Here is a 19311-nt window from a genome sequence, read left to right as displayed (position 1 = left end):
TTATGAGTCTTTTAAGTAAGCTGATGGATACCATGCGGTTAAACTCCGATGAGGATGAAGAATATTTTGGACCTGAAGATGAATATGAGGCAGACAGGCCTGCCAAGCGCAGCCCTTTTTCTTCCAGAGATGACGGAGAAGGATATGACGAAGGGGCAGAGGATTCCAAGCCACGCTTCTTTTCACGGTCATCAAAGGTAGTTCCCATGAAAAAAATGGAGGTATCCCTGATTAAGCCCACTTCGATCGAAGATGCCCGGGAAATTTGTGATTATCTTCTGGCCGGTAAGGCAGTTGTGTTAAATATGGAAGGAATCCATACAGAAGTAGCGCAGCGCATTATTGATTTTACATCAGGAGCAACCTACTCCATGAATGGAAATCTTCAGAAGATTTCCAGTTATATTTTTATTGCAACACCCGAAACCGTGGGACTTTCCGGAGATTTTCAGGACCTGCTAAACAGCGGTGCTCTGGATGTAGCCGGTTTGAATATCCGGATTTGACAGAGTTCATAGGGCAGTCTTCAGACTGCCCTTTTTGCGTCCGGGAGGAAATTATATACGGCCGGAAGGGGCTGTACAGCAGAAAATGGAGGAAATCATTATGGCAAGAAGAATGACCGTTCACAGAGATGGAAATGCGATCTATGATATTGTAATACAGTCTTCTTTTGATTATCTGGGACAGGAGGTAAAGGCGCTTTCCGTTGAGGGAAGAAAGCTGTGTATTGTGACAGACAGCAATGTAGCGCCGCTTTATCTGGAGCAGGTGGAGGAGCAGCTGCGGCCCTGCTGCGGACAGACAGATGCATTTGTTTTTCCTGCAGGAGAAGAACACAAAAATCTGGATACAGTAAAAAGTCTTTATGAATTTTTGATTCTCAGGCATTATGACCGGGGAGATATGCTGGTGGCTTTAGGCGGCGGTGTAACTGGAGATCTTTGCGGATATGCGGCAGCAACCTATTTAAGAGGAATTCGCTTTATTCAGGTGCCGACAACCCTGCTTTCGCAGGTTGATTCCAGTATTGGGGGAAAGACAGGCGTTGATTTTGATGCATACAAAAACATGGTAGGCGCCTTTCATATGCCTGCTCTTGTATATACCAGTACAGGAAGTCTGCTGACTCTGTCTGATGAACAGTATTCCTGCGGTATGGGCGAGATTGTGAAGCACGGACTGATTAAGGACAGATCCTATTATCTTTGGCTGATGAATCATGCAGAGGAAATTCGCAAAAGAAATTTGGATATTTGCGAGGAAATGATTTTTATCAGCAATCAGATCAAACGAAATGTGGTAGAGCAGGATCCAACGGAAAAGGGTGAGAGAGCGCTGCTGAATTTTGGACATACACTTGGTCATGCGATTGAAAAACTGATGAATTTTAAATTGATGCACGGTCAGTGCGTAGCCTTGGGCAGTGCTGCTGCGGCCTGGATTTCTGCAGAGCGGGGATATATTACCAGTGAGGAAGCCAAGACAGTAAAGGAAGCAATGGCTATGTTCGGTCTTCCGGTATCCTTGGATGGCATGAACCTGTCTTTTCCGGAAATTATTGAAACAACCAAAAGTGATAAGAAAATGGATTCCGGTGTGATTAAATTTATTTTGTTAAAACAAATTGGAGAAGCCTATGTAGATCGTACAGTTACGGAAACGGAAATGATAAGCGGACTGGAGTGGCTGAAGAATGGAAAAGAAACAGCAGGAGGCAGATATGAAAAATAAAGCAGGGAACCTTTTATCATGGGTAGCTAGTTCTGCAGTGCTTATCGGGATTGATCAGTATACAAAGGCGCTGGCAGTAGCCCGTTTAAAGAATCAGCAGCCTTTTGTAATTCTGGATGGAGTGTTTGAATTTCTGTATTCGGAAAACCGGGGAGCTGCTTTTGGACTGATGCAGGGACGTCAGGGCTTTTTCTTCCTGATCGGAATTGTGGTTCTGGCTGTGGCAGGATACGCCATGCTTCGGATGCCGGGATGGCAGGAAAAGAGATATCACTGGCTGAAACTCTGTGTGATTATGATTACAGCTGGTGCAGTAGGAAATATGATTGATCGGGTATCTCAGGGATATGTAGTAGATTTTCTTTATTTCAAACTGATTAATTTCCCGATTTTTAATGTTGCAGATATTTATGTGACAACAGCAACAGCTCTTCTTTTTGTTGTACTTTGTTTTTATTATAAAGAAGAGGAATTGGATATTTTTCGTTTTTCAAAGAAAGGAGAGGCCCATTGACAGAGGAATTTAAGGCAGAGTACACACCGGGGGAGGAAATACTTCGCATTGACCGTTTTCTTGGAAGCCGCTTGGAACAGGTATCTCGCTCTTATCTTCAGAAGCTGGTAAAGGATGGGGCAGTTCTTGTAAACGGAAAGCCAGTGAAAAGCAGCTATAAGGTCGAAAATGGGGACAGGATCCGCCTGGAAATACCGGATGCTGTAGAGCCAGAAATTGAAGCTGAACCAATGGCGCTGGACATCCTTTACGAGGACTCAGATATTATTCTGATCAATAAGCCGAAAGGGATGGTAGTTCATCCTGCGGCGGGGCATTATTCCGGAACTCTGGTAAATGGCTTAATGGCGCACTGTAAGAATGAACTTTCTGGAATCAATGGGGTAATGAGACCAGGAATTGTTCACAGGATTGATATGGATACGACGGGAGTCCTGATTGTCTGCAAAAATGACAAGGCTCACAATGCTATCGCAGAGCAGCTGAAGGTTCATTCAATTACACGTAAATACTATGCGATTGTTCACGGGGTACTGAAAGCGGATACCGGTACAGTAAATGCCCCGATTGGCCGTCATCCGGTCGATCGAAAGAAAATGAGCATTAATGAAAAGAATGGGAAAGAGGCTGTAACTCATTATCGGGTTCTTCAACGGTTCCGGCGGTTTACCTTTGTGGAATGTCAGCTAGAAACCGGACGAACCCATCAGATTCGTGTTCACATGGCCAGTATTGGTCATCCGTTGCTCGGTGATCAGGTGTATGGTCCGGCAAAGGTGCCTTTTTCCGGTCTCCAGGGTCAAACCCTGCATGCAGGTGTGCTGGGAATTATTCATCCTTCTACTGGAGAATACATGGAATTTACAGCACCTCTTCCGGCCTATTTTGAAGCTATTTTGAAAAAATTGGAAACAGATTAAGGAGAGTTTTTATCCCTATTTTCACAGACCTTATGGAAATTGCCTGATTATTTCGGGAATATTTCTCTTTATTTATGTACTTTTCTGAAATTTTGTTGTATAATATAAGGGTAATCATACAAGGCCGCGGAGAGTCGGATAGAGACCTGTTTTCAGGTTTACCTGTATCGTTACAAACAAAATATAGAAATGACATGCATTGCAGGTTACTGAAAGGAGAAGGATGACTATGAAGGGAAATCTTGTTATTACGATCGGAAGACAGTGCGGAAGCGGCGGAAAGGTAATCGGACAGTTGATTGCAGAGAAGCTGGGCGTAAAATGTTACGATAAGGAGCTCTTAACGCTGGCGGCGAAACAAAGCGGTCTGTGTGAAGAACTGTTTGAAACACATGATGAGAAACCCACAAGCAGTTTCCTCTATTCTCTTGTGATGGATACCTACTCTCTGGGCTACACCACCTCTGCTTACATGGATATGCCGATTAACCATAAGATTTTTTTGGCACAGTTTGATACCATTAAAAAGCTTGCAGATCAGGAGTCCTGTGTGATTGTAGGACGCTGTGCAGACTATGCCCTGGCAGATTATCCCAATATGGTATCTGTATTCATTACAGGGGATGATGATCATAGAATCGATCGTTTAACAGAGCTTTACAAAGTAGAGCCGGCTAAGGCAAAGGATATTATGGCAAAGACTGATAAAAAACGTGCCAGCTACTACAATTACTATTCCAGTAAAAAGTGGGGAGATGCAAGAAGCTACAATTTATGTATCAACAGTTCCACTCTTGGAATTGAAGGTACTGCGGATATGATTATCAGCTATGCAAAAGCAAAACAGGAATGGGCAAAGAAAGAAAATAAATAGAAAACTTTGAAAAGGGATGCTGCTTTCTAGGTGAATATCTACCTGGGAAGCAGCATCATTCTTTATTTCATAGGAAATTACGTTCTATGAAATATGTAGTCAGGACATCATACGGAACAGACCGATAACCTTTCCGAGAATTTCCACCTGAGAGACAATAATTGGTTCCATGGAATCATTTTCAGGCTGCAGCCGGTAATACCCATCCTCTTTAAAGAAACGCTTTACCGTTGCGGAATCATCCAAAAGAGCAACGACAATTTCCCCGTTCTGGGCAACGTTGGTACATTCTACAATGACCTGATCTCCATCAAAAATACCGGCATTAATCATGCTGTTTCCCTTTACTCGAAGCATATAGGTGTCTGCATTGGGCAGAAAATTAGAAGGAATGGGAAAATAATCCTCAATATTCTGCTGAGCCAGAATCGGCTGTCCGGCAGCGACTGTTCCAATGATGGGAACCTGAACCATCTCCCTGCGGGTCAGAGAAAAGTCATCGTCGAGAATTTCAATGGCGCGAGGCTTGGTAGGATCACGCCGAATATATCCATTGTGTTCCAGAGACTCCAGATGAGAATGGACAGAAGATGTGGATTTTAAATGAACAGCTTCGCAAATCTCACGAACAGCCGGCGGATATCCTTTCTTTAAAATGCACGACTTGATATATTCTAATATTTCCTGCTGCTTGGCAGTAATTTTTCCCTGCGACATATATTGTATCCTCCGTTTAGTAGGTATGTAATCATAATCCAGAATGCACTTATCATTGGAATGTATTCCAATTGAGAATGTAATTTTATAATAGCATAGTTTTTTTGAAAAAGCAAACTTTTGTTCGATTATTTTTTCAAAACCCATTGACAAACGTATGTTCGGTGATTATAATGAACATAACATAGAACACATGTTTGTTTTAAGGCTTGATTGAAATTAAAGGGGGATACTGAAGATGAGAAGAAGAGAATTGAGACGGCGAATGAGAGGTTTGGTGATTGCTGTTTTGATGGTTCTTGCTTTTTTATCCGGTTTTTTCGGAAGGACTTTGGTGAGTGCCTACGCAGAGGAAGAGTATATAAAGCCAGTGAAGCGTTATTATACTAGTATTCAGCTTCAGGCGGGAGACAGTTTATGGGATATCGCAGAGGAATATATGGATGGAATTGGTTACTCGAAAAAGGAATATGTAGAGGTTTTGAAGCGAATGAATGGACTGAGCAGCGACAGAATTCATGCCGGTCAGTATTTGACTGTGGTTTATTTTGCAGAATAGCAGAGCGGAGAGAGATGCGGTCGCCTGTCAGGCTCGCTGGCGGCCATCGCTTTTCTGAATTCTGCTGTTTTCTTTTTCCGATTGTAGGCCTTCCCGTTTGGCATAGTTCGTGTGGCAGGGTTTAAATTCCCCCAGGAGTTTCTTTGACTGGAGTAGTATTCTTTCTGGGCTTTTTTACTTCGCTTATCAATAGAAATATAAGTTTTCATTCGATAACTACCACCTTTCATAATCAAAATTTGATAATTTTATTATTTTCAGTCATAGAAGACAGCTGCAGAAAAGGTTTTCCGCGTATTGTTATGGTTGGCATTTGTTTGTGTAATTGTTTCCTGACTATGGAATGATTATAAACCAAATAAGAGGGAAAGTCATTGAACTGTAAGTTTAAAAAGAGGCTGAAATGAGGAATATCCCCGTCGATGACGAGGATATCTTCAATACTGGTGTGCAGTAATCTGCTTAGAATGATAAAATTATCAAGACTGGGTAATGATTTTCCAGAAATCCATTTGTAAATCGCCTGAGGATTTTCGAATCCAAAAGCACCCTGAATTTCCCGGATCGTATAACCGTTCTCTAAGAGCAAGCGTTTGATCTGCTTTCCGGTTTCAGCCGGCTGAATCGATAAATACACTGGTTCCATAATTCATTCCTCCATGATTCTGCTCCATCTCAAACACTTTCTTTATTATATCATGATAGAATGGTAAAAACCAGATTATTCTTTTTCCCTCAGCGTTACTGCGTTGCGGGCGCTTCGCCGTCGTTCGTCTTCCAGTGCGGCATAATGTTTTTTTGTTGTGTTTACATCTGCATGGCCCAGCACATCAGCAACCAGATAAATGTCGCCGGTTTCCCGATAAAGATTGGTGCCATAGGTGCTGCGCAGCTTATGTGGCGTAATTTTTTTTAACGGGGCCACAAGCTGCGCATATTTTTTAACCAGATTTTCGACACTGCGTACAGAGAGCCGTTTTCTTTGAAGAGAGAGAAAGAGCGCCTGTTCATGTCCGGGGAAGGCTTCAATTTCATGCCTTTCCTCCAGATAATCAAGAAGAGCATCCTCCACCTCTGTGCCAAAATAAATGGTAACTTCTTTTCCTCCTTTTCTGTGAATGTGGATACCTCCATTTTTAAAATCAAGATCATCCAGATCCAGTCCCACGCATTCGGATACACGCAAGCCCGTGCCGAGCAGTAGAGTGAGAAGAGCAAGGTCGCGGATACGAGTTCGATTGTGGAATGCTTTTTGCTTTTCAGTCAGCTGCTCGCCCTGTTCAACCTCATCCAGGAGAAGAGCGACTTCGTCAATATCAAGTCGAATAATTTCCTTTTCGTGAAGCTTTGGAAGCTGAATTAGAGCAGCGGGATTTGTTGTAAGCTTTTCACATCGGAAGAAGTAGTTGTAAAAGCTTTTCAGGGAAGAAATTTTTCGCATAATTCCCCGTTCTTTATTGGTAATTTCTTGGTGGTTATCATTAAAACGATACTTTAGATATTCCATGTATTCTTCCAAATCAGATACGGTTATCTGATCTAAATATTCCAGTCGAATATCTTTACGATCCATTTTAGAAAAAAAAGGATTTTCCCTCCGCAAAAAATCAAAAAATACGGTTAAATCATAAGCATAGGCAATGCGGGTTCTGGAAGAAGTGCGTGGTTCAATTCCACGGAAATAATCAACACAGAAAGGTGGAAGTTCTTTTATAATTTCCCGAAGTTTTTTAACATTTTCAATGTCCTTTTGTTCATGATATGGAAGACTTTTCATAATTAGAAACCTCTTTTTATGTTTTTAAGTTCAGTAATCCTACAGTTCAATCCCTGACAGATACCTTCGTATATTATAGGGTATACCAAGGATTGTTGATGAAGTTTTCGTCTATGGGACGGGAAGAGAAGAGGATTAGGGGCATATATCAGGCCATCCCTCTAAGTGTCCGTTCATAACAGCAGAAAAGAGCCGGTCTTTGACTCCTGGATTTTCTCTATCAAGAGTACGAATGAGATTCTTTACATATTCCCGTCGGGTATGTCCATCCATGGGACAAGGATTTTTACATACAGGAAGCTGGTAACGATTGCGAAAACCCTTAACATCAGCTTCCGATACATACAGCATGGGGCGGATTACTGTAAGTCCAGTTCGATCCAGGTGTGTATAGGGAGAAAAAGCATGGAACCGTCCTTCATAAATCAGTGACATTAGGGCTGTTTCTATCAGATCATCCCGATGATGGGCATAAGCGATTTTATTGCAGCCAAGCTCCAGTGCTTTTTGGTTTAATGCACCTTTTCTCATTTTTGCACAGAGGGAACAGGGATTGGATTCTTTTCGGATATCAAACAATACGGTACCAATATCTGTTGAAATAACATGATAGGGAATATCAAGGGAATGGCATAAAGCTTTTATAGGCTCTAAATCCAGATTTCCAAGTCCCAAATCCACAGTAATTGCAGAAAGGGAAAAATGTTTTGGATAAAACCGCTGAAGGCTGTGAAGCCCACAGAGAAGGGTTAAACTGTCTTTGCCGCCGGAAATTCCGACGGCAATGTGATCATCCTGATCAATCATTTGATAATTGTCAGCAGCCTGACGGAGCAGACTGAGAAGTCGCTGCATTTTCATAAGAGCAGTGAGGTCCTTTCTAAAAGAGTACTAAATGAATTTAGATAAAACAAATTGAAATTTACAGAAAACTATTAAAAGGTGGGAAAGCTTAAAAAACCAGAATAACTGGTTAATGGGCAGTTGGTGTGCTAACTATTCGTTAAACTAGACTTTCGCGAATAGTTGGAAATCACTGTTCTTTTCACAAATTTGCCCACACATCATTTTCTTGGTATATTTTCCTTTTAATTTAATAATTCCTAATTTTCTGCTTCTACACTCCTGGTCCCTGTTCTGGTGCTTCCTCTTTGGACTGTCCAGGAGCTTCTAAAGATGCATTTGATTCCCGGTGACTGTTATTTCCGGAATTTTGAACGCCAGGTCCATTTTCCTCTGTATTTCCATTTCCAGTATTTTCTGAAGGCGCCTCAATAACTCGATCCGGATCCCTGGTTTCTTCTGAATTATTATGATTTCTGTCAGATTCTTCCGTTTCAGATTCAGAACCGGATCCTTCTTCATTATTTTCATAGGATTCTATGGGTTGTATAGTTTCTTCTGTTTCTGAGGTGCTTTCTTCTGTATTTTCAACAGATGATTCACTCTCTGTTTCTGTTGGTTGGGTCTCCTGGGCTGTAGGTTTTGGACTTTCGCTAGTGTTTTGCTGGCTGCTTCCTGCCTGTGTCTGTCCGCCGCCATTATTTCCTTCAGCTCCCACATTTTTTCCGGACTCTATATCTTTTCCCGGCTCTCCAAGACCGCTTACCTCAATAATGTGGGTGCTGATGGATTTTAAGTTCTCTGATGGAACATAGTTCTCTGTATTATACAGGAAGCTGTGAAGCTGAATGACGTTGCTTTCCAGTGTTGTTGGAACTACACAGGCTTTTTTTCCGATTTTGATTTCCTGATGGGAAAATGGAAATCCGGAGGTCTGGCTGATATAATATTTTTTAGCATTTTTCGCCATTCCGGCCAGATTATCAACACCGATGCTGGTTTTTGTCTGTGGATATACGGTTCCAATCAGGGTTGTCAGTGTTTTCAGGTCGGAGTTTTTGGCTTTTTCCATAGCCTGTCCAAGTACCTTTCTCTGCCGTTCTGTACGGTTAAAATCGGTATCCATTAAACGAAGTCTTGCATAGGCAACAGCCTGGACTCCATCTAAGTGATTCATACCGCTGTGTTCCAGCTGGTAGGATCCTACGCCGGTGGAATTTACAGTTTCTGTAATAAAGGAATTGATATAGGCAAATTCTTTATCAGTGATATCAATATCAACGCCTCCAAGCACATTGATTGCGTCTACAACGGCTTTCCAGTTAAAGGTTGCGTAGTCGTCAATCTGAAGGTCCAGATTGTCTTCCAGCGCCTTTATAGCCTGTTCAGGGCCACCCAGGAAATAAGCTTCATTGATTTTATCAAAGTCTTCTTTTTGATCAATGCGCAGATAGGTATCACGGAAAACAGAAAGCAGGCGAATTTCTCCGGTTTTCCGGTGGATGCTGCAAAGCATTTCTACATCAGATAAAGCGCCTTTTCCAGTATTTCCGTCACGGGAATCGACCCCAAATACGGCAATGGTCCAGTATCCGTCATCCCGGAACCAGTGAAAAGCCCAGACACCTGCTATTACAGCGGCAGCCAAACAGAAGATTTTTAAAAAGCCTGTTTTTCGCCGTTTTTTTCGGGTATGACTGCCTGGACGATGAGAAGACGTCTGACGGTGTCTCTGTTCAGCAGGGGACGGAGAAGCCTGGCGGCCTCTTCTCTTCTGCCCTGCCCGGGAGGAATCTCCTGAATATTTAACACCAGTTTCGGTGATGGTTCTCCCAGAATTTTGAGCTCTGTCCCGGCTGGAATTGGGAAGAAAAACGATGGTATCATCCCAACCCTGGCTGTTTGGCTGAGGTATATCTTTTCGGTCTGTCGAATTTCGACTGCTGGCACGTTTCTGATTGCGGACCCGCATCCGGTCCAGTTCATCTTCATATGGATTGTCATCGTAACGCATGATTATTGGATTCCTTTCTTATGATATCTGCTGTCATATAGTTTTACAGAGGTTACTCAATGAGTCTGCGGTAATAGGGCCAGTTTGCATCGCGGACAGACACGCATACGTTGTTTACAGGTCCGCTGCTTTCATGGATACATTGAATTTTTCCATCTGCTGTCCATCTCAGGAACATAATAACATGGGCATCAGTTCCTGTATGAAGAACAATGTCTCCTGGCTGCAGTTCGCTGCGGCTGATGGGGGTTCCACAGGCTGCAAGTCCTGCAGTGCTTTCATAGGGAAGCCGGTTTCCCGTCACAGACCAGTAGACCCAGTTGATCCATCCGGAACAGTCAAGTCCCTTTAAAATTCTTCCTTTATAGTCTGGAGAAATGATAGTGCCAAAGCCATTTGGCTCGTAGTCAGGACCAGAAGCTTTTCCTCCCCAATAGTAGGGAACCTTTCCCACAGACTGAAGGGCAAACTCAATCAAATCTCTCCTCGTCTGTGAAAGTGTGAGTGGAAGCTCTGCCATATAGGCCTGTATTTCGGAAGATGTCAGAGGGACTCCTGTAGAAATTCCGGAAAAAGTCAATCCATACTTCTCAAACCAGTCCTGCTGGCTTAGAGCTATGGCTGCAGCTTTATTTGTATCGGTCCAGCCCTTCCAGCCAGAGGAATCTTCTCCAAGAGGATCAGCCAAGGCATTGGTCTCCTGAAAGGAATCAATGGAAAACAGGCTGTTTTGTTCGCTAAGTCCATGAATTTTCATATGAATAATCAAATCTACATGTCCTGGACAGACGGTGAGCTCTGAATTTTCCTGATCTGTTTCCTTTTGAAGAGAGCTTATTTCGTAGACAGAGGCATTAGATGGGCTAGCCTCCTCCATGAAAGAAAAGGAATTAGATGCAGTTGCAGCAGATTTCTGTGCTGCCCGGAATTTTCCCACCTCAATGACTGCGGAGCTTGGGGTGCCTGTCTCAAATGCGGTATTTTCTTCAGAGCTGGATGATGCTTCTGATGCGTCGATCCCTTCCTCTTCCATGGCTTCGGTTCTTAACTGTTCTAGTTCCCTCTTTTGATCGTCTTCACTTATGCAGCCGGAACAGTAATAAATATCACTGATGTTTAGCTGATAGGAATGAGATGCCTCCCACAGCTGACGGGCATAGGAAAGGAAAAGGGAAACATTATCTGCTCCATAATAATAGGTGTAGACGTTTGCCATAGACATAATTTCAAGAACATTCGAATAAGGGGAAATGGAACGACCATCCCCGTCTGTAACTGTCATGCGGATATCTTTAAAACTGTTTATGGTCCAGGTAGAGGGATCCTCCGGATTGTGGTGTTCGTTGTTAGGATTGTATTTTCCTATAACAGTTTCTCTGGGGAGTCCCAGCTGGGCTGCCATATTTTCCGGAGAAATATCTGAACAGCCATAGATAGAACTGCTCCACTCCTGGTCCTGTGTCATCAGTTCCTGGAAAACTTCTCCGGCCAGGCTCTGGGATGGATCTTCTGTATTAGCTCCTTCTGAAAAAAAATGAGCCAGATTCAGCTGTGTGATATCAGGCTGCCAGACTTCCTCCACAGCTTCAGAGGATGGCTGTTCTGGAATTGTTTCGGGGACTGGCGGAAGGATAATGGTATCCTCTTCCACTGTTTTTACGGGAATATCAGCTGGCTGTACCTGGAAAAGTCGGGAAGCTGCAACAGGCCCTACGCTGATAAGGAGCATAAGAACAGCTGAAATCCATTGGCTGCGGTGTTTTCTCAGGATGCCGCAGCATCGTTTTATCAGGTTATTCATGAAAAAATAACTTCCTTTGTCTATATATGTAGTATATCTATATCAATATAGGGCAAAATTACTATTTTACCAATATTTTATTTTAGCACAGATGAAATAGGAATAACAGAAAGAAATATTTAAAAATTGATTAAAAAGAAAGACAGAATAAATGCCGCAGATGAGCTCTCCTCTCTGCGGCACATAAACCAAAAGTTTACATAAATAAAATATGTAAACTAAAATGCAAAACTGAAAATTATGCAGGAAAGTCTTCCTTACTCATAATTTTTCCATCCCGCCAGATTCTTTCCAGATCATAGAAGAGGCGATCCTCTCTGCAGAATGCATGGACAATAATATCGCCATAATCCATTAAAATCCAGTTTCCGCTCTGGTAACCCTCAACCTGACGGCAGACATAGCCTGCCTTGCCAAGGGTCTCTTCAACATTATCGGCCATGGCCTGTACCTGATTGGTATTGGAACCGCTGGCAATGAGAAAATAATCTGCCAGTACAGATACTTCCCGAATATCTATAATCTGAATATCTTCACCCTTTTTGTCCTCCAGGGCATTGACTGCAAGCTTTACCATTTCTTTGGAATTGTCCATTGGCTTACTCTCCTTTCGCTTCGGCAGCACTGCATTTTTCCTGGATGAGCTTTTCAAACCAGGTAAATGTCTGAATCGTCATGGGATCGATACAGCCGCCTTTGCCTTTTAAATAATTGATTGTTCCGGCCAGAATTTCATACATGGTCTGATCCAGATCCTGAAAGGCCAGATACCGCATCCGTGCAAGGTTGGAAGCCTTATCTCTGCGCGGTTCAATATAATCTGCAATATAAAGAATCTTATCCAATATGCCCATGCCTGGCTTGCCGGTAGTGTGGCACTGGATAGCTGAAAGAATTTCTTCATCCTGAATCCCGAATTTATTGCGGGCCATCCAGGCACCATATTTTGCGTGGATAACAGCCGGAGCCTTTAATTCAGATTCAGTCAGAGACAGTCCATGTTTCTGACTGCGGGCAATTAGCTCATTGTCTGTATAGCGTTTGGCACAGTCATGAAGAAGACCGGCTAACTCTGCCTTTTCTAAACTGAATCCATACCGCATGGCAAGAGCAATACAGGTATAGGATACACTGACAGAATGTTCATACCGCATGGTATCCAGCTTTGATTTTAACTGCTTACGAAATGTTACAATCTGTTCATTTATGGTTATCATAAAAGCTCACTCCTGTTTCAGTTAATCCTGGTACAGCTTGTGGATTTGAATATAATTTTCTACAGACCTTGGTACATAGCGGCTGATCCGGTGTCCGTGAGATTCCATTTCCCTCAGCTCATTAGAAGAAATGTCCATCTCACGGCAGTGAAGCATCCGAATATCGGCTTTATATTTTTCTTTTAGATAAGCAATCTGCTCTTCCATATTTCGAGGAGCATCTGCATATTCACGACCGGCAGCCAGCAGAATTGTCTGACTCATAACCTGCTCTGGATGAAACCAGTTCTCAATTTCATAAAGAGAATCGGCTCCTACGATAAAATAGAACCGATGTTCCGGATAATGAAGGTGCAGAAGCCGCAGAGTTTCCGCTGTGTAGGTGTTTCCGGCGCGCTGCACTTCAAACTCGGACAGCCGGAATTTGGGAAAACCTTCAATGGCAAGACGGACCATTTTACAGCGCAGAGCAGCATCTGTAACGAGATGATCCTTTTTGTGTGGCGGATTGCCGGAGGGCATAAACCATACCTCGTCCAGGTGATACTCCTCATAGGCCTGACGTCCCAGCATCAGGTGACCATTGTGGATGGGATCAAAGGTTCCGCCCATGATACCAATCTCTGCCATGACTGCACACTCCTTTTTTCTTTAGTCCGGCAGTACGATTTTCCGACGGGATTCGTCCTTGGCCGGTTTATATAATACAATTTTTTTGCCAATAACCTGTACCACTTCCGAACGGGTCCGTTCTGCTAAAACCTGTGCGATAGACTTTCCGTCATCCAGGCAGTTTTTCAGAACAGTAATTTTGATCAGCTCCCGTGCTTCCAGAGCTTCTGCAATGGCTGCAGTCAGCTCCGGAGTTACGCTGGATTTTCCGATCTGGAAAATAGGCTCTGTGGTCATGGCAATTCCCTTGAGATAAGATCTCTGTTTGCTTGTCATAACTTATCCTTACTCCTTTTTATTTTATTTATAATAGTCAAAAGAAAGACCGTACATCCGAACCGTATCACCTTCCTGGATTCCGGCAGATTCAAGCTCGTCCAGAATTCCGTTTTCTTTTAAGAAGTTCTGGAAGAACTGGAAGCCCTTTTCAGATTCCAGATTCGTATAACCCAGCATTTTTTCAATGCGGGGACCTTCTACTACAAAGATACCGTCCTCTTCCTTTTCTACTGTATACGGCAGATTCCGATCTCCTGCATATTCAATTTCAAATTCTTTTTCAAATACAACAGGTTCCTGGCTGGTTGTCTGAAGAAGCTGGTAAACGGCATAAAGAAGCTCCTTTACGCCTTTTCCGCTGACAGCAGAAATCGGGAATACCCGAATTCCCTCAGGTTCAAATTCCTTCTTCAGTTTTTCAAGCGGATCCTCATCCTCTCCATAAACAGCATCCATTTTGTTGGCAGCAATTACCATAGGACGCTTCAGAAGCTGCGGATTGTAGCTTTCCAGTTCTTTATTGATGGCACGGATATCCGCAATGGGATCTCGACATTCGGTTCCCGCAGCATCTACAACATGAATTAGAACGCGGCAGCGTTCAATATGGCGGAGAAAGGCATGTCCCAGACCAACGCCCTGAGATGCACCTTCAATCAGGCCAGGAATATCAGCCATAACAAATCCGGCTCCGCCGTCTAAGTCAACAACTCCCAAATGAGGATTTAAGGTTGTAAAATGATAGTTGGCAATTTTAGGACGCGCGTTGGATACGCGGGAAAGCAGAGTGGATTTGCCAACATTGGGGAAGCCCACCAGTCCCACATCTGCAATTACCTTCAATTCCAAAGTAACCCAGAGCTCGTGACCTGGCTGTCCTGGCTGTGCATACTTTGGAGCCTGCATGGTAGGAGTGGCAAAGTTCATGTTGCCAAGACCGCCTTTTCCGCCCCGCAGAATTGTTTCTCGTTTATTTTCACCGGACATGTCAGCGATTACCTTACCGGTTTCAAAGTCCTTGATTACAGTACCTTCCGGAACCTTAATGATCAGATTCTCGGCATTTGCACCGTGGCATCGCTTCTTTCCGCCTTGTTCTCCATCTTTTGCTGCATATTTCCGTACATGTCTGAAATCCGTCAGAGTGTTCAGGCCCGGATCCACTTCAAAAATAATGTCTCCGCCCTTTCCGCCGTCCCCACCGTCGGGGCCGCCTGCCGGAACAAATAATTCTTTGCGGAAACTTACGTGACCATCTCCGCCTTTTCCTGATTTAATGAATATTTTGGCACTGTCTGCAAACATCCATACACCTATCCTTTCTGCACTCAGGCATTCCTTTTGTGACAGCTGCGAATCATCCGGTACAGGAGATACTCCTGTCTGGCTGATTGATTTCGCCAGAATCCGGTTTAAAAAAGGCTTCATACTCAGAATCAGTATGAAGCCCGCCAGTCAAATTATTCGTTGATTGTTCTCGGATAAACAGAAACCTGCTTTTTGTCTCTGCCCTTTCTCTCAAATCTTACAACACCGTCTACAGTAGCGAACAGAGTATCGTCGCCGCCGCGTCCTACGTTCAGACCCGGATGGATCTTGGTACCGCGCTGTCTGTAAAGAATGTTACCAGCCAATACGAACTGACCGTCTGCTCTCTTGGCACCCAGTCTCTTGGACTCGGAATCTCTACCGTTCTTGGTAGAACCTACACCTTTTTTATGAGCGAATAACTGAAGGTTCATCTTAAACATCTCTTACACCTCCTTAAATCGAATTTTTATATACGGTTCTCCGTATGTATCCTCAATATCCTGTAAACCGAATATCAGAGAATTCATAAGGAGTGCTGCTTCCGGACTGGATTTATCAGAGAAATGAAAGCGAAACAGACCACTTTCTTCCTCTTCTTCTGCTGTAAACCGATCCTCTGTGAAGTGTTCCACAGAATTTGCCATATTCAGAGTCAATGCTGAAACTGCAGCGCAGACAAGCTCCTGACCTTCCTGGTAATCATCGGCACAGCCGGCATGACCTAAAAGCTCAATACCGTGATAATTGTGTCCGGAATCAACAAAAACAGTTACATTAATCATAATTAAGCGTTGATCTTGTCGATCTTGATCTGGGTATAGAGCTGTCTGTGACCATTTTTCTTATGGTATCCAGTTTTTCTCTTATACTTGTAAACAATTACCTTTTTAGCCTTAGCTTCCTTCACTACGGTTCCGGTAACGGTTGCTCCTGCTACAGTCGGGCATCCGATGGACAGCTCCCCGTTGTTCACTACAAGAACCTGGTCAAACGTAACGGTTTCGCCAGCGTCTACACCAAGCTTTTCTACCTTAATGATATCGCCTTCTGCTACTTTGTACTGCTTACCACCTGTTGCAATAATCGCGTACATATGGCACCTCCTATTATCATTACTCGCCAACTTCGGTGATCGGATTGCTCCGGTTCTTATCGACCTCATTGTGCGGCATACTCGAAAATAATAGCATGTTCTGAAACGAATGTCAACCGTTTTTCTAAAAAAGGCAAAAAATGTTTTAAAGCAGTCTGCTCTTCTACTCTTTCATCCAGGTTCTAGGAGAGAATAAAAGAAGCATGGGGAACAGCTCCAGACGGCCAGCCAACATATCAAACATCAGCACATACTTGGAAAAAGGAGAAAAAATTCCAAAATTGCAGGTGGGTCCCACTTTTTCCAGACCAGGTCCAATATTATTGAGCGTTGCAGCTACAGCAGTAAAATTGGTTGTTGGCTCAAATTCGTTCAGGCTGATCAGAAGTACGGAACATGCAAAAATCAGCATATAAGTGATCAGGTAGGTGTTTATAGAGCGAAGTACAGTATGTTCAATCGGTTTGCCCTCGTATTTGAGAATTTTAATGCTTCTCGGATGAATCAGAGAGGACATTTCCTTTTTCACTGTCTTAAATGCAATCGCAATACGTGATACCTTGATACCGCCTCCCGTACTGCCGGCGCAGGCGCCGACAAACATCAGAATGACCAGAATCGTTTTGGAAAATGATGGCCACAAATCAAAATCTGCAGTAGAATATCCCGTTGTTGTAATAATCGATGCAACCTGAAACGCACTGTGATGGATGGCCTGGAGAATCGTAGGATAATATTCGCGGATATTCCAGGCAATCAGCAGGATGCTTGCTGCAATAATTGCCAGATATCCCCTCATTTCCTCACAGTGAAGGGCATCCTTTGGTTTTTTGATCAGGAACAGGTAATATACGTTAAAGTTAATTCCAAACAGGATCATAAATATGGTAAATACGGCTTGCTGGAAGGTTGTATAGCTTCCACAGCTGGAATTCAGTATTCCAAAGCCACCGGTGCCGGCAGTACCAAAACTCATAGCCAGAGAGTCAAACCATGGCATACCGCTGAGCAGAAGAATCAGGATCTGAAGTACTGTCATGGAAAAGTAGATCACATACAGGATTTTTGCAGTCAGCTTTACCCTGGGAACCAGCTTTCCTACAGATGGTCCCGGGCTTTCTGCTCGCATAATGTGCATGTTGTAGCCCCCTGCAAGAGGAAGTACTGCAAGGATGAAAACCAACACTCCCATACCGCCAATCCAGTGGGTAAAGCTACGCCACATAAGCATACAGCGGCTCAGGGATTCTACATCGGAAAGAACACTGGCTCCTGTGGTGGTGAAGCCGGAAATAACCTCGAAAAGAGCATCCTCAAACAGCGGTATTTCACCGCTGAAATAAAATGGGAGCGCGCCGAAAATACTGAGCACAATCCAGCTCAGCGCCACTGAGACAAATCCTTCTTTTGCATAAAAGACCGTATTGGATGGTTTTTTCCGCGACATAAGCCAACCGGAAGTCACACAGAACAGTCCAATTCCAAGAAAATAAAGTCCGCTAAGCTCCTGGTAAATCAAGGCAATGGCACAGGGAAGGATCATCAGAATACCTTCGATTTTCAGTACCCAGCCGAGAAAATATAAAATCATACTGATATTCATTTATCTGCACCTTCTATTTTAAAATATCCTTCAGATCCTTCAGCCCGGAATGGGTAGTTACAACGATAACCGTATCTCCTGTTTCAATCGTATCCTTACCTCGAGGCGTAATGATTTTTCCGTTTCGATTGATGCAGGCAATCAGAAGATTGTCTTTGAAGGACAGTTTTTCCAGGGGGACTCCGGCAACCGGACTGTCCTTTCCAACGCGGAATTCCAGGGCCTCTGCCTTGTTTGCAACAATTTTATACAGGGTTTCCACATTACTTCCCATAGAATTCTGCATAGCGCGTACATACTGGAGAATATTGTCCGCTGTAATCAGCTTCGGATAAATGATACTGCCAAGATTCATTTTCTGGATTACATCTTCGAAGGCGATTCGGTTGATTTTAGTAACCAGCTTGGCTGTGGTCATGGATGCGGCATAGAGGGAAAGCATGATATTTTCCTCATCAAAGCCGGTCAGGGAACAGAAGGCCTCTGTCTGTGTCAGTCCCTCTTCCAGAAGCAGCTTCTGATCAGAGCCGTCACCATGGATAATCAGAGCCTTGGGAAGCAGCTCACTCAGCTCATTGCAGCGGTTCAGATCCTGTTCGATGATTTTAATTTTAATTTTTGTGTTTTCCAGAAGCTTGGCCAGATAATAGGTAATCTTGCCGCCGCCGACAAACATGGCAGAGCCAATGGCTGTTGTATTAATGTTAATCTGGCGGAAAAACTTGGCGGCCTCTTCAGGAGAACCAATAAAGGATATTTTGTCTCCTGCCTGCATCCGGAAACGTCCGTCAGGAATCATAACATCGTTTTCCCGTTCTACAGCGCAGATCAGCACGTTGCAGTGAAGCTGTGCAGATACTTCCAATACCTGCATGTTATGAAGAACGGAATCAGCAGGAATATGGAATTTCAGAAGCTCCACACGGCCTTTTGCAAAGGTATCGACCTTAATGGCTGACGGGAACTTCAGAAGCCTTGATATTTCTGTAGCGGCAGCCAGCTCTGGATTAATTGCCATAGAGAGATTCAGCTCTTCTCGAATAAAGGACAGCTCCTGAGAATATTCTGGATTTCGGATTCTTGCGATAGTGTGACAGTTTGCTGCCTTTTTAGCAATCAGACAGCAAAGCATATTTAACTCATCGGAGTTGGTGGTTGCAATCAGCAAATCGGTGTCCTGAATACCTGCTTCTGCCTGCACCTGATAAACTGCACCGTTTCCTTCTACTCCCATAACATCAAGACTGTCGGTAAGAGCGCGCAGTTTGGCACCGTCACGATCAATAACCGTAATGTCATGTCCTTCGTTATTCAGTTGTTCGACCAGGGTAAACCCCACTTTACCACAGCCAACAATAATGATTTTCATGCTATCAATCCCCT

General features: G+C 43.6%; 24 protein-coding genes. 6 read left to right on the top strand and 18 right to left on the bottom strand.

From position 1 onward, the window contains the following. Positions 1-2: 2 nt before the first annotated feature. The 5 genes from ACESON_RS12285 (at position 3) to ACESON_RS12265 (ending at position 4042) form a co-directional block, all read left to right on the top strand. A complete protein-coding gene (locus ACESON_RS12285; RefSeq protein WP_177959860.1) occupies positions 3-506 on the top strand; it encodes a cell division protein SepF in 504 nt (167 codons plus the stop codon). A 100-nt stretch (positions 507-606) separates the two neighbouring features. Then, entirely contained in the window at positions 607-1734 is a 1128-nt protein-coding gene (aroB, locus tag ACESON_RS12280; RefSeq protein ID WP_177959861.1) for a 3-dehydroquinate synthase, read from the top strand. Further along, positions 1724-2248 carry a signal peptidase II gene (lspA, locus tag ACESON_RS12275; RefSeq protein WP_177959862.1) on the top strand — a complete coding sequence of 175 codons (525 nt, stop codon included), beginning with the start codon at positions 1724-1726 and terminating at the stop codon, positions 2246-2248. The genes aroB and lspA overlap by 11 nt, the downstream gene beginning before the upstream one ends. After that, entirely contained in the window at positions 2245-3168 is a 924-nt protein-coding gene (locus ACESON_RS12270) for an RluA family pseudouridine synthase (protein ID WP_373110163.1), read from the top strand. The genes lspA and ACESON_RS12270 overlap by 4 nt, the downstream gene beginning before the upstream one ends. Before the next feature lie 229 nt (positions 3169-3397). Beyond that, entirely contained in the window at positions 3398-4042 is a 645-nt protein-coding gene (locus ACESON_RS12265; RefSeq protein ID WP_177959864.1) for a cytidylate kinase family protein, read from the top strand. A gap of 99 nt (positions 4043-4141) precedes the next feature. On the opposite strand, the gene lexA is transcribed toward ACESON_RS12265, so the two are convergent. Next, on the bottom strand, positions 4142-4759 hold the full coding sequence (gene lexA, locus ACESON_RS12260) for a transcriptional repressor LexA (protein WP_177959865.1): 618 nt from the start codon (positions 4757-4759) through the stop codon (positions 4142-4144). Positions 4760-4997: 238 nt separating this feature from the next. Here lexA and ACESON_RS12255 point away from each other — a divergent pair, with 238 nt between their 5' ends. Then, positions 4998-5318: a LysM peptidoglycan-binding domain-containing protein gene (locus ACESON_RS12255; protein WP_373110160.1), complete on the top strand. Its 321-nt coding sequence runs from the start codon at positions 4998-5000 to the stop codon at positions 5316-5318. Here ACESON_RS12255 and ACESON_RS12250 read toward each other — a convergent pair. The 17 genes from ACESON_RS12250 to trkA form a co-directional block, all read right to left on the bottom strand. After that, positions 5303-5527: a hypothetical protein gene (locus ACESON_RS12250; RefSeq protein WP_177959866.1), complete on the bottom strand. Its 225-nt coding sequence runs from the start codon at positions 5525-5527 to the stop codon at positions 5303-5305. The two genes, ACESON_RS12255 and ACESON_RS12250, sit on opposite strands and share 16 nt — an antisense overlap. A gap of 23 nt (positions 5528-5550) precedes the next feature. Continuing rightward, positions 5551-5964 carry a helix-turn-helix domain-containing protein gene (locus ACESON_RS12245; RefSeq protein WP_177959867.1) on the bottom strand — a complete coding sequence of 138 codons (414 nt, stop codon included), beginning with the start codon at positions 5962-5964 and terminating at the stop codon, positions 5551-5553. A gap of 75 nt (positions 5965-6039) precedes the next feature. Continuing rightward, on the bottom strand, positions 6040-7095 hold the full coding sequence (locus tag ACESON_RS12240; protein WP_177959868.1) for a tyrosine-type recombinase/integrase: 1056 nt from the start codon (positions 7093-7095) through the stop codon (positions 6040-6042). Positions 7096-7230: 135 nt separating this feature from the next. Then, positions 7231-7956 (bottom strand): tRNA 2-thiocytidine biosynthesis TtcA family protein, encoded by a 726-nt coding sequence (locus ACESON_RS12235; RefSeq protein WP_373110159.1) that lies wholly within the window; start codon positions 7954-7956, stop codon positions 7231-7233. Positions 7957-8212: 256 nt separating this feature from the next. Then, positions 8213-9586, bottom strand: coding sequence for an LCP family protein (locus ACESON_RS12230; RefSeq protein ID WP_373110157.1), 1374 nt, complete (start codon positions 9584-9586; stop codon positions 8213-8215). A gap of 11 nt (positions 9587-9597) precedes the next feature. Next, a complete protein-coding gene (locus ACESON_RS12225) occupies positions 9598-9930 on the bottom strand; it encodes a hypothetical protein (protein ID WP_373110155.1) in 333 nt (110 codons plus the stop codon). Positions 9931-10004: 74 nt separating this feature from the next. Then, complete coding sequence (locus tag ACESON_RS12220) at positions 10005-11753, bottom strand: C40 family peptidase (protein ID WP_373110153.1); 1749 nt, start codon at positions 11751-11753, stop codon at positions 10005-10007. Between the two features lie 238 nt (positions 11754-11991). Continuing rightward, a complete protein-coding gene (rsfS, locus tag ACESON_RS12215) occupies positions 11992-12348 on the bottom strand; it encodes a ribosome silencing factor (protein ID WP_177959616.1) in 357 nt (118 codons plus the stop codon). A gap of 4 nt (positions 12349-12352) precedes the next feature. Further along, positions 12353-12970 carry a bis(5'-nucleosyl)-tetraphosphatase (symmetrical) YqeK gene (gene yqeK, locus ACESON_RS12210; protein WP_373110151.1) on the bottom strand — a complete coding sequence of 206 codons (618 nt, stop codon included), beginning with the start codon at positions 12968-12970 and terminating at the stop codon, positions 12353-12355. Between the two features lie 21 nt (positions 12971-12991). Then, the gene (nadD, locus tag ACESON_RS12205; RefSeq protein WP_177959614.1) at positions 12992-13600 is read right to left on the bottom strand and encodes a nicotinate-nucleotide adenylyltransferase; all 609 of its coding nucleotides are present in this window, start codon (positions 13598-13600) and stop codon (positions 12992-12994) included. A gap of 21 nt (positions 13601-13621) precedes the next feature. Then, on the bottom strand, positions 13622-13918 hold the full coding sequence (gene yhbY, locus ACESON_RS12200) for a ribosome assembly RNA-binding protein YhbY (protein WP_177959613.1): 297 nt from the start codon (positions 13916-13918) through the stop codon (positions 13622-13624). Positions 13919-13942: 24 nt separating this feature from the next. Continuing rightward, complete coding sequence (gene obgE / locus ACESON_RS12195; protein ID WP_373110315.1) at positions 13943-15226, bottom strand: GTPase ObgE; 1284 nt, start codon at positions 15224-15226, stop codon at positions 13943-13945. A 155-nt stretch (positions 15227-15381) separates the two neighbouring features. Further along, the gene (rpmA, locus tag ACESON_RS12190) at positions 15382-15672 is read right to left on the bottom strand and encodes a 50S ribosomal protein L27 (protein WP_118534195.1); all 291 of its coding nucleotides are present in this window, start codon (positions 15670-15672) and stop codon (positions 15382-15384) included. A 3-nt stretch (positions 15673-15675) separates the two neighbouring features. Continuing rightward, entirely contained in the window at positions 15676-16014 is a 339-nt protein-coding gene (locus ACESON_RS12185; RefSeq protein WP_373110148.1) for a ribosomal-processing cysteine protease Prp, read from the bottom strand. Between the two features lie 2 nt (positions 16015-16016). Further along, a complete protein-coding gene (gene rplU, locus ACESON_RS12180; RefSeq protein ID WP_373110147.1) occupies positions 16017-16325 on the bottom strand; it encodes a 50S ribosomal protein L21 in 309 nt (102 codons plus the stop codon). 163 nt (positions 16326-16488) lie between these two features. After that, complete coding sequence (locus tag ACESON_RS12175) at positions 16489-17928, bottom strand: TrkH family potassium uptake protein (protein ID WP_373110145.1); 1440 nt, start codon at positions 17926-17928, stop codon at positions 16489-16491. Positions 17929-17941: 13 nt separating this feature from the next. Next, the gene (trkA, locus tag ACESON_RS12170; RefSeq protein WP_373110143.1) at positions 17942-19297 is read right to left on the bottom strand and encodes a Trk system potassium transporter TrkA; all 1356 of its coding nucleotides are present in this window, start codon (positions 19295-19297) and stop codon (positions 17942-17944) included. Between the last annotated feature and the right edge of the window lie 14 nt (positions 19298-19311).

It is taken from the genome of Lachnoclostridium sp. Marseille-P6806 (assembly GCF_964238185.1).
GTDB lineage: Bacteria > Bacillota > Clostridia > Lachnospirales > Lachnospiraceae > Brotaphodocola.
This window is presented reverse-complemented; position numbering and strand designations above follow the sequence as displayed.

Coding starts and splice junctions, on each gene's coding strand:
- ACESON_RS12285 (WP_177959860.1), top strand. CDS start 3: ATGAGTCTTTTAAGTAAGCTGATGGATACCATGCGGTTAAACTCCGAT.
- aroB (WP_177959861.1), top strand. CDS start 607: ATGGCAAGAAGAATGACCGTTCACAGAGATGGAAATGCGATCTATGAT.
- lspA (WP_177959862.1), top strand. CDS start 1,724: ATGAAAAATAAAGCAGGGAACCTTTTATCATGGGTAGCTAGTTCTGCA.
- ACESON_RS12265 (WP_177959864.1), top strand. CDS start 3,398: ATGAAGGGAAATCTTGTTATTACGATCGGAAGACAGTGCGGAAGCGGC.
- lexA (WP_177959865.1), bottom strand. CDS start 4,759: ATGTCGCAGGGAAAAATTACTGCCAAGCAGCAGGAAATATTAGAATAT.
- ACESON_RS12255 (WP_373110160.1), top strand. CDS start 4,998: ATGAGAAGAAGAGAATTGAGACGGCGAATGAGAGGTTTGGTGATTGCT.
- ACESON_RS12250 (WP_177959866.1), bottom strand. CDS start 5,527: ATGAAAACTTATATTTCTATTGATAAGCGAAGTAAAAAAGCCCAGAAA.
- ACESON_RS12245 (WP_177959867.1), bottom strand. CDS start 5,964: ATGGAACCAGTGTATTTATCGATTCAGCCGGCTGAAACCGGAAAGCAG.
- ACESON_RS12240 (WP_177959868.1), bottom strand. CDS start 7,095: ATGAAAAGTCTTCCATATCATGAACAAAAGGACATTGAAAATGTTAAA.
- ACESON_RS12235 (WP_373110159.1), bottom strand. CDS start 7,956: ATGAAAATGCAGCGACTTCTCAGTCTGCTCCGTCAGGCTGCTGACAAT.
- ACESON_RS12225 (WP_373110155.1), bottom strand. CDS start 9,930: ATGAAGATGAACTGGACCGGATGCGGGTCCGCAATCAGAAACGTGCCA.
- ACESON_RS12220 (WP_373110153.1), bottom strand. CDS start 11,753: ATGAATAACCTGATAAAACGATGCTGCGGCATCCTGAGAAAACACCGC.
- rsfS (WP_177959616.1), bottom strand. CDS start 12,348: ATGGACAATTCCAAAGAAATGGTAAAGCTTGCAGTCAATGCCCTGGAG.
- yqeK (WP_373110151.1), bottom strand. CDS start 12,970: ATGATAACCATAAATGAACAGATTGTAACATTTCGTAAGCAGTTAAAA.
- nadD (WP_177959614.1), bottom strand. CDS start 13,600: ATGGCAGAGATTGGTATCATGGGCGGAACCTTTGATCCCATCCACAAT.
- yhbY (WP_177959613.1), bottom strand. CDS start 13,918: ATGACAAGCAAACAGAGATCTTATCTCAAGGGAATTGCCATGACCACA.
- obgE (WP_373110315.1), bottom strand. CDS start 15,226: ATGTTTGCAGACAGTGCCAAAATATTCATTAAATCAGGAAAAGGCGGA.
- rpmA (WP_118534195.1), bottom strand. CDS start 15,672: ATGTTTAAGATGAACCTTCAGTTATTCGCTCATAAAAAAGGTGTAGGT.
- ACESON_RS12185 (WP_373110148.1), bottom strand. CDS start 16,014: ATGATTAATGTAACTGTTTTTGTTGATTCCGGACACAATTATCACGGT.
- rplU (WP_373110147.1), bottom strand. CDS start 16,325: ATGTACGCGATTATTGCAACAGGTGGTAAGCAGTACAAAGTAGCAGAA.
- ACESON_RS12175 (WP_373110145.1), bottom strand. CDS start 17,928: ATGAATATCAGTATGATTTTATATTTTCTCGGCTGGGTACTGAAAATC.
- trkA (WP_373110143.1), bottom strand. CDS start 19,297: ATGAAAATCATTATTGTTGGCTGTGGTAAAGTGGGGTTTACCCTGGTC.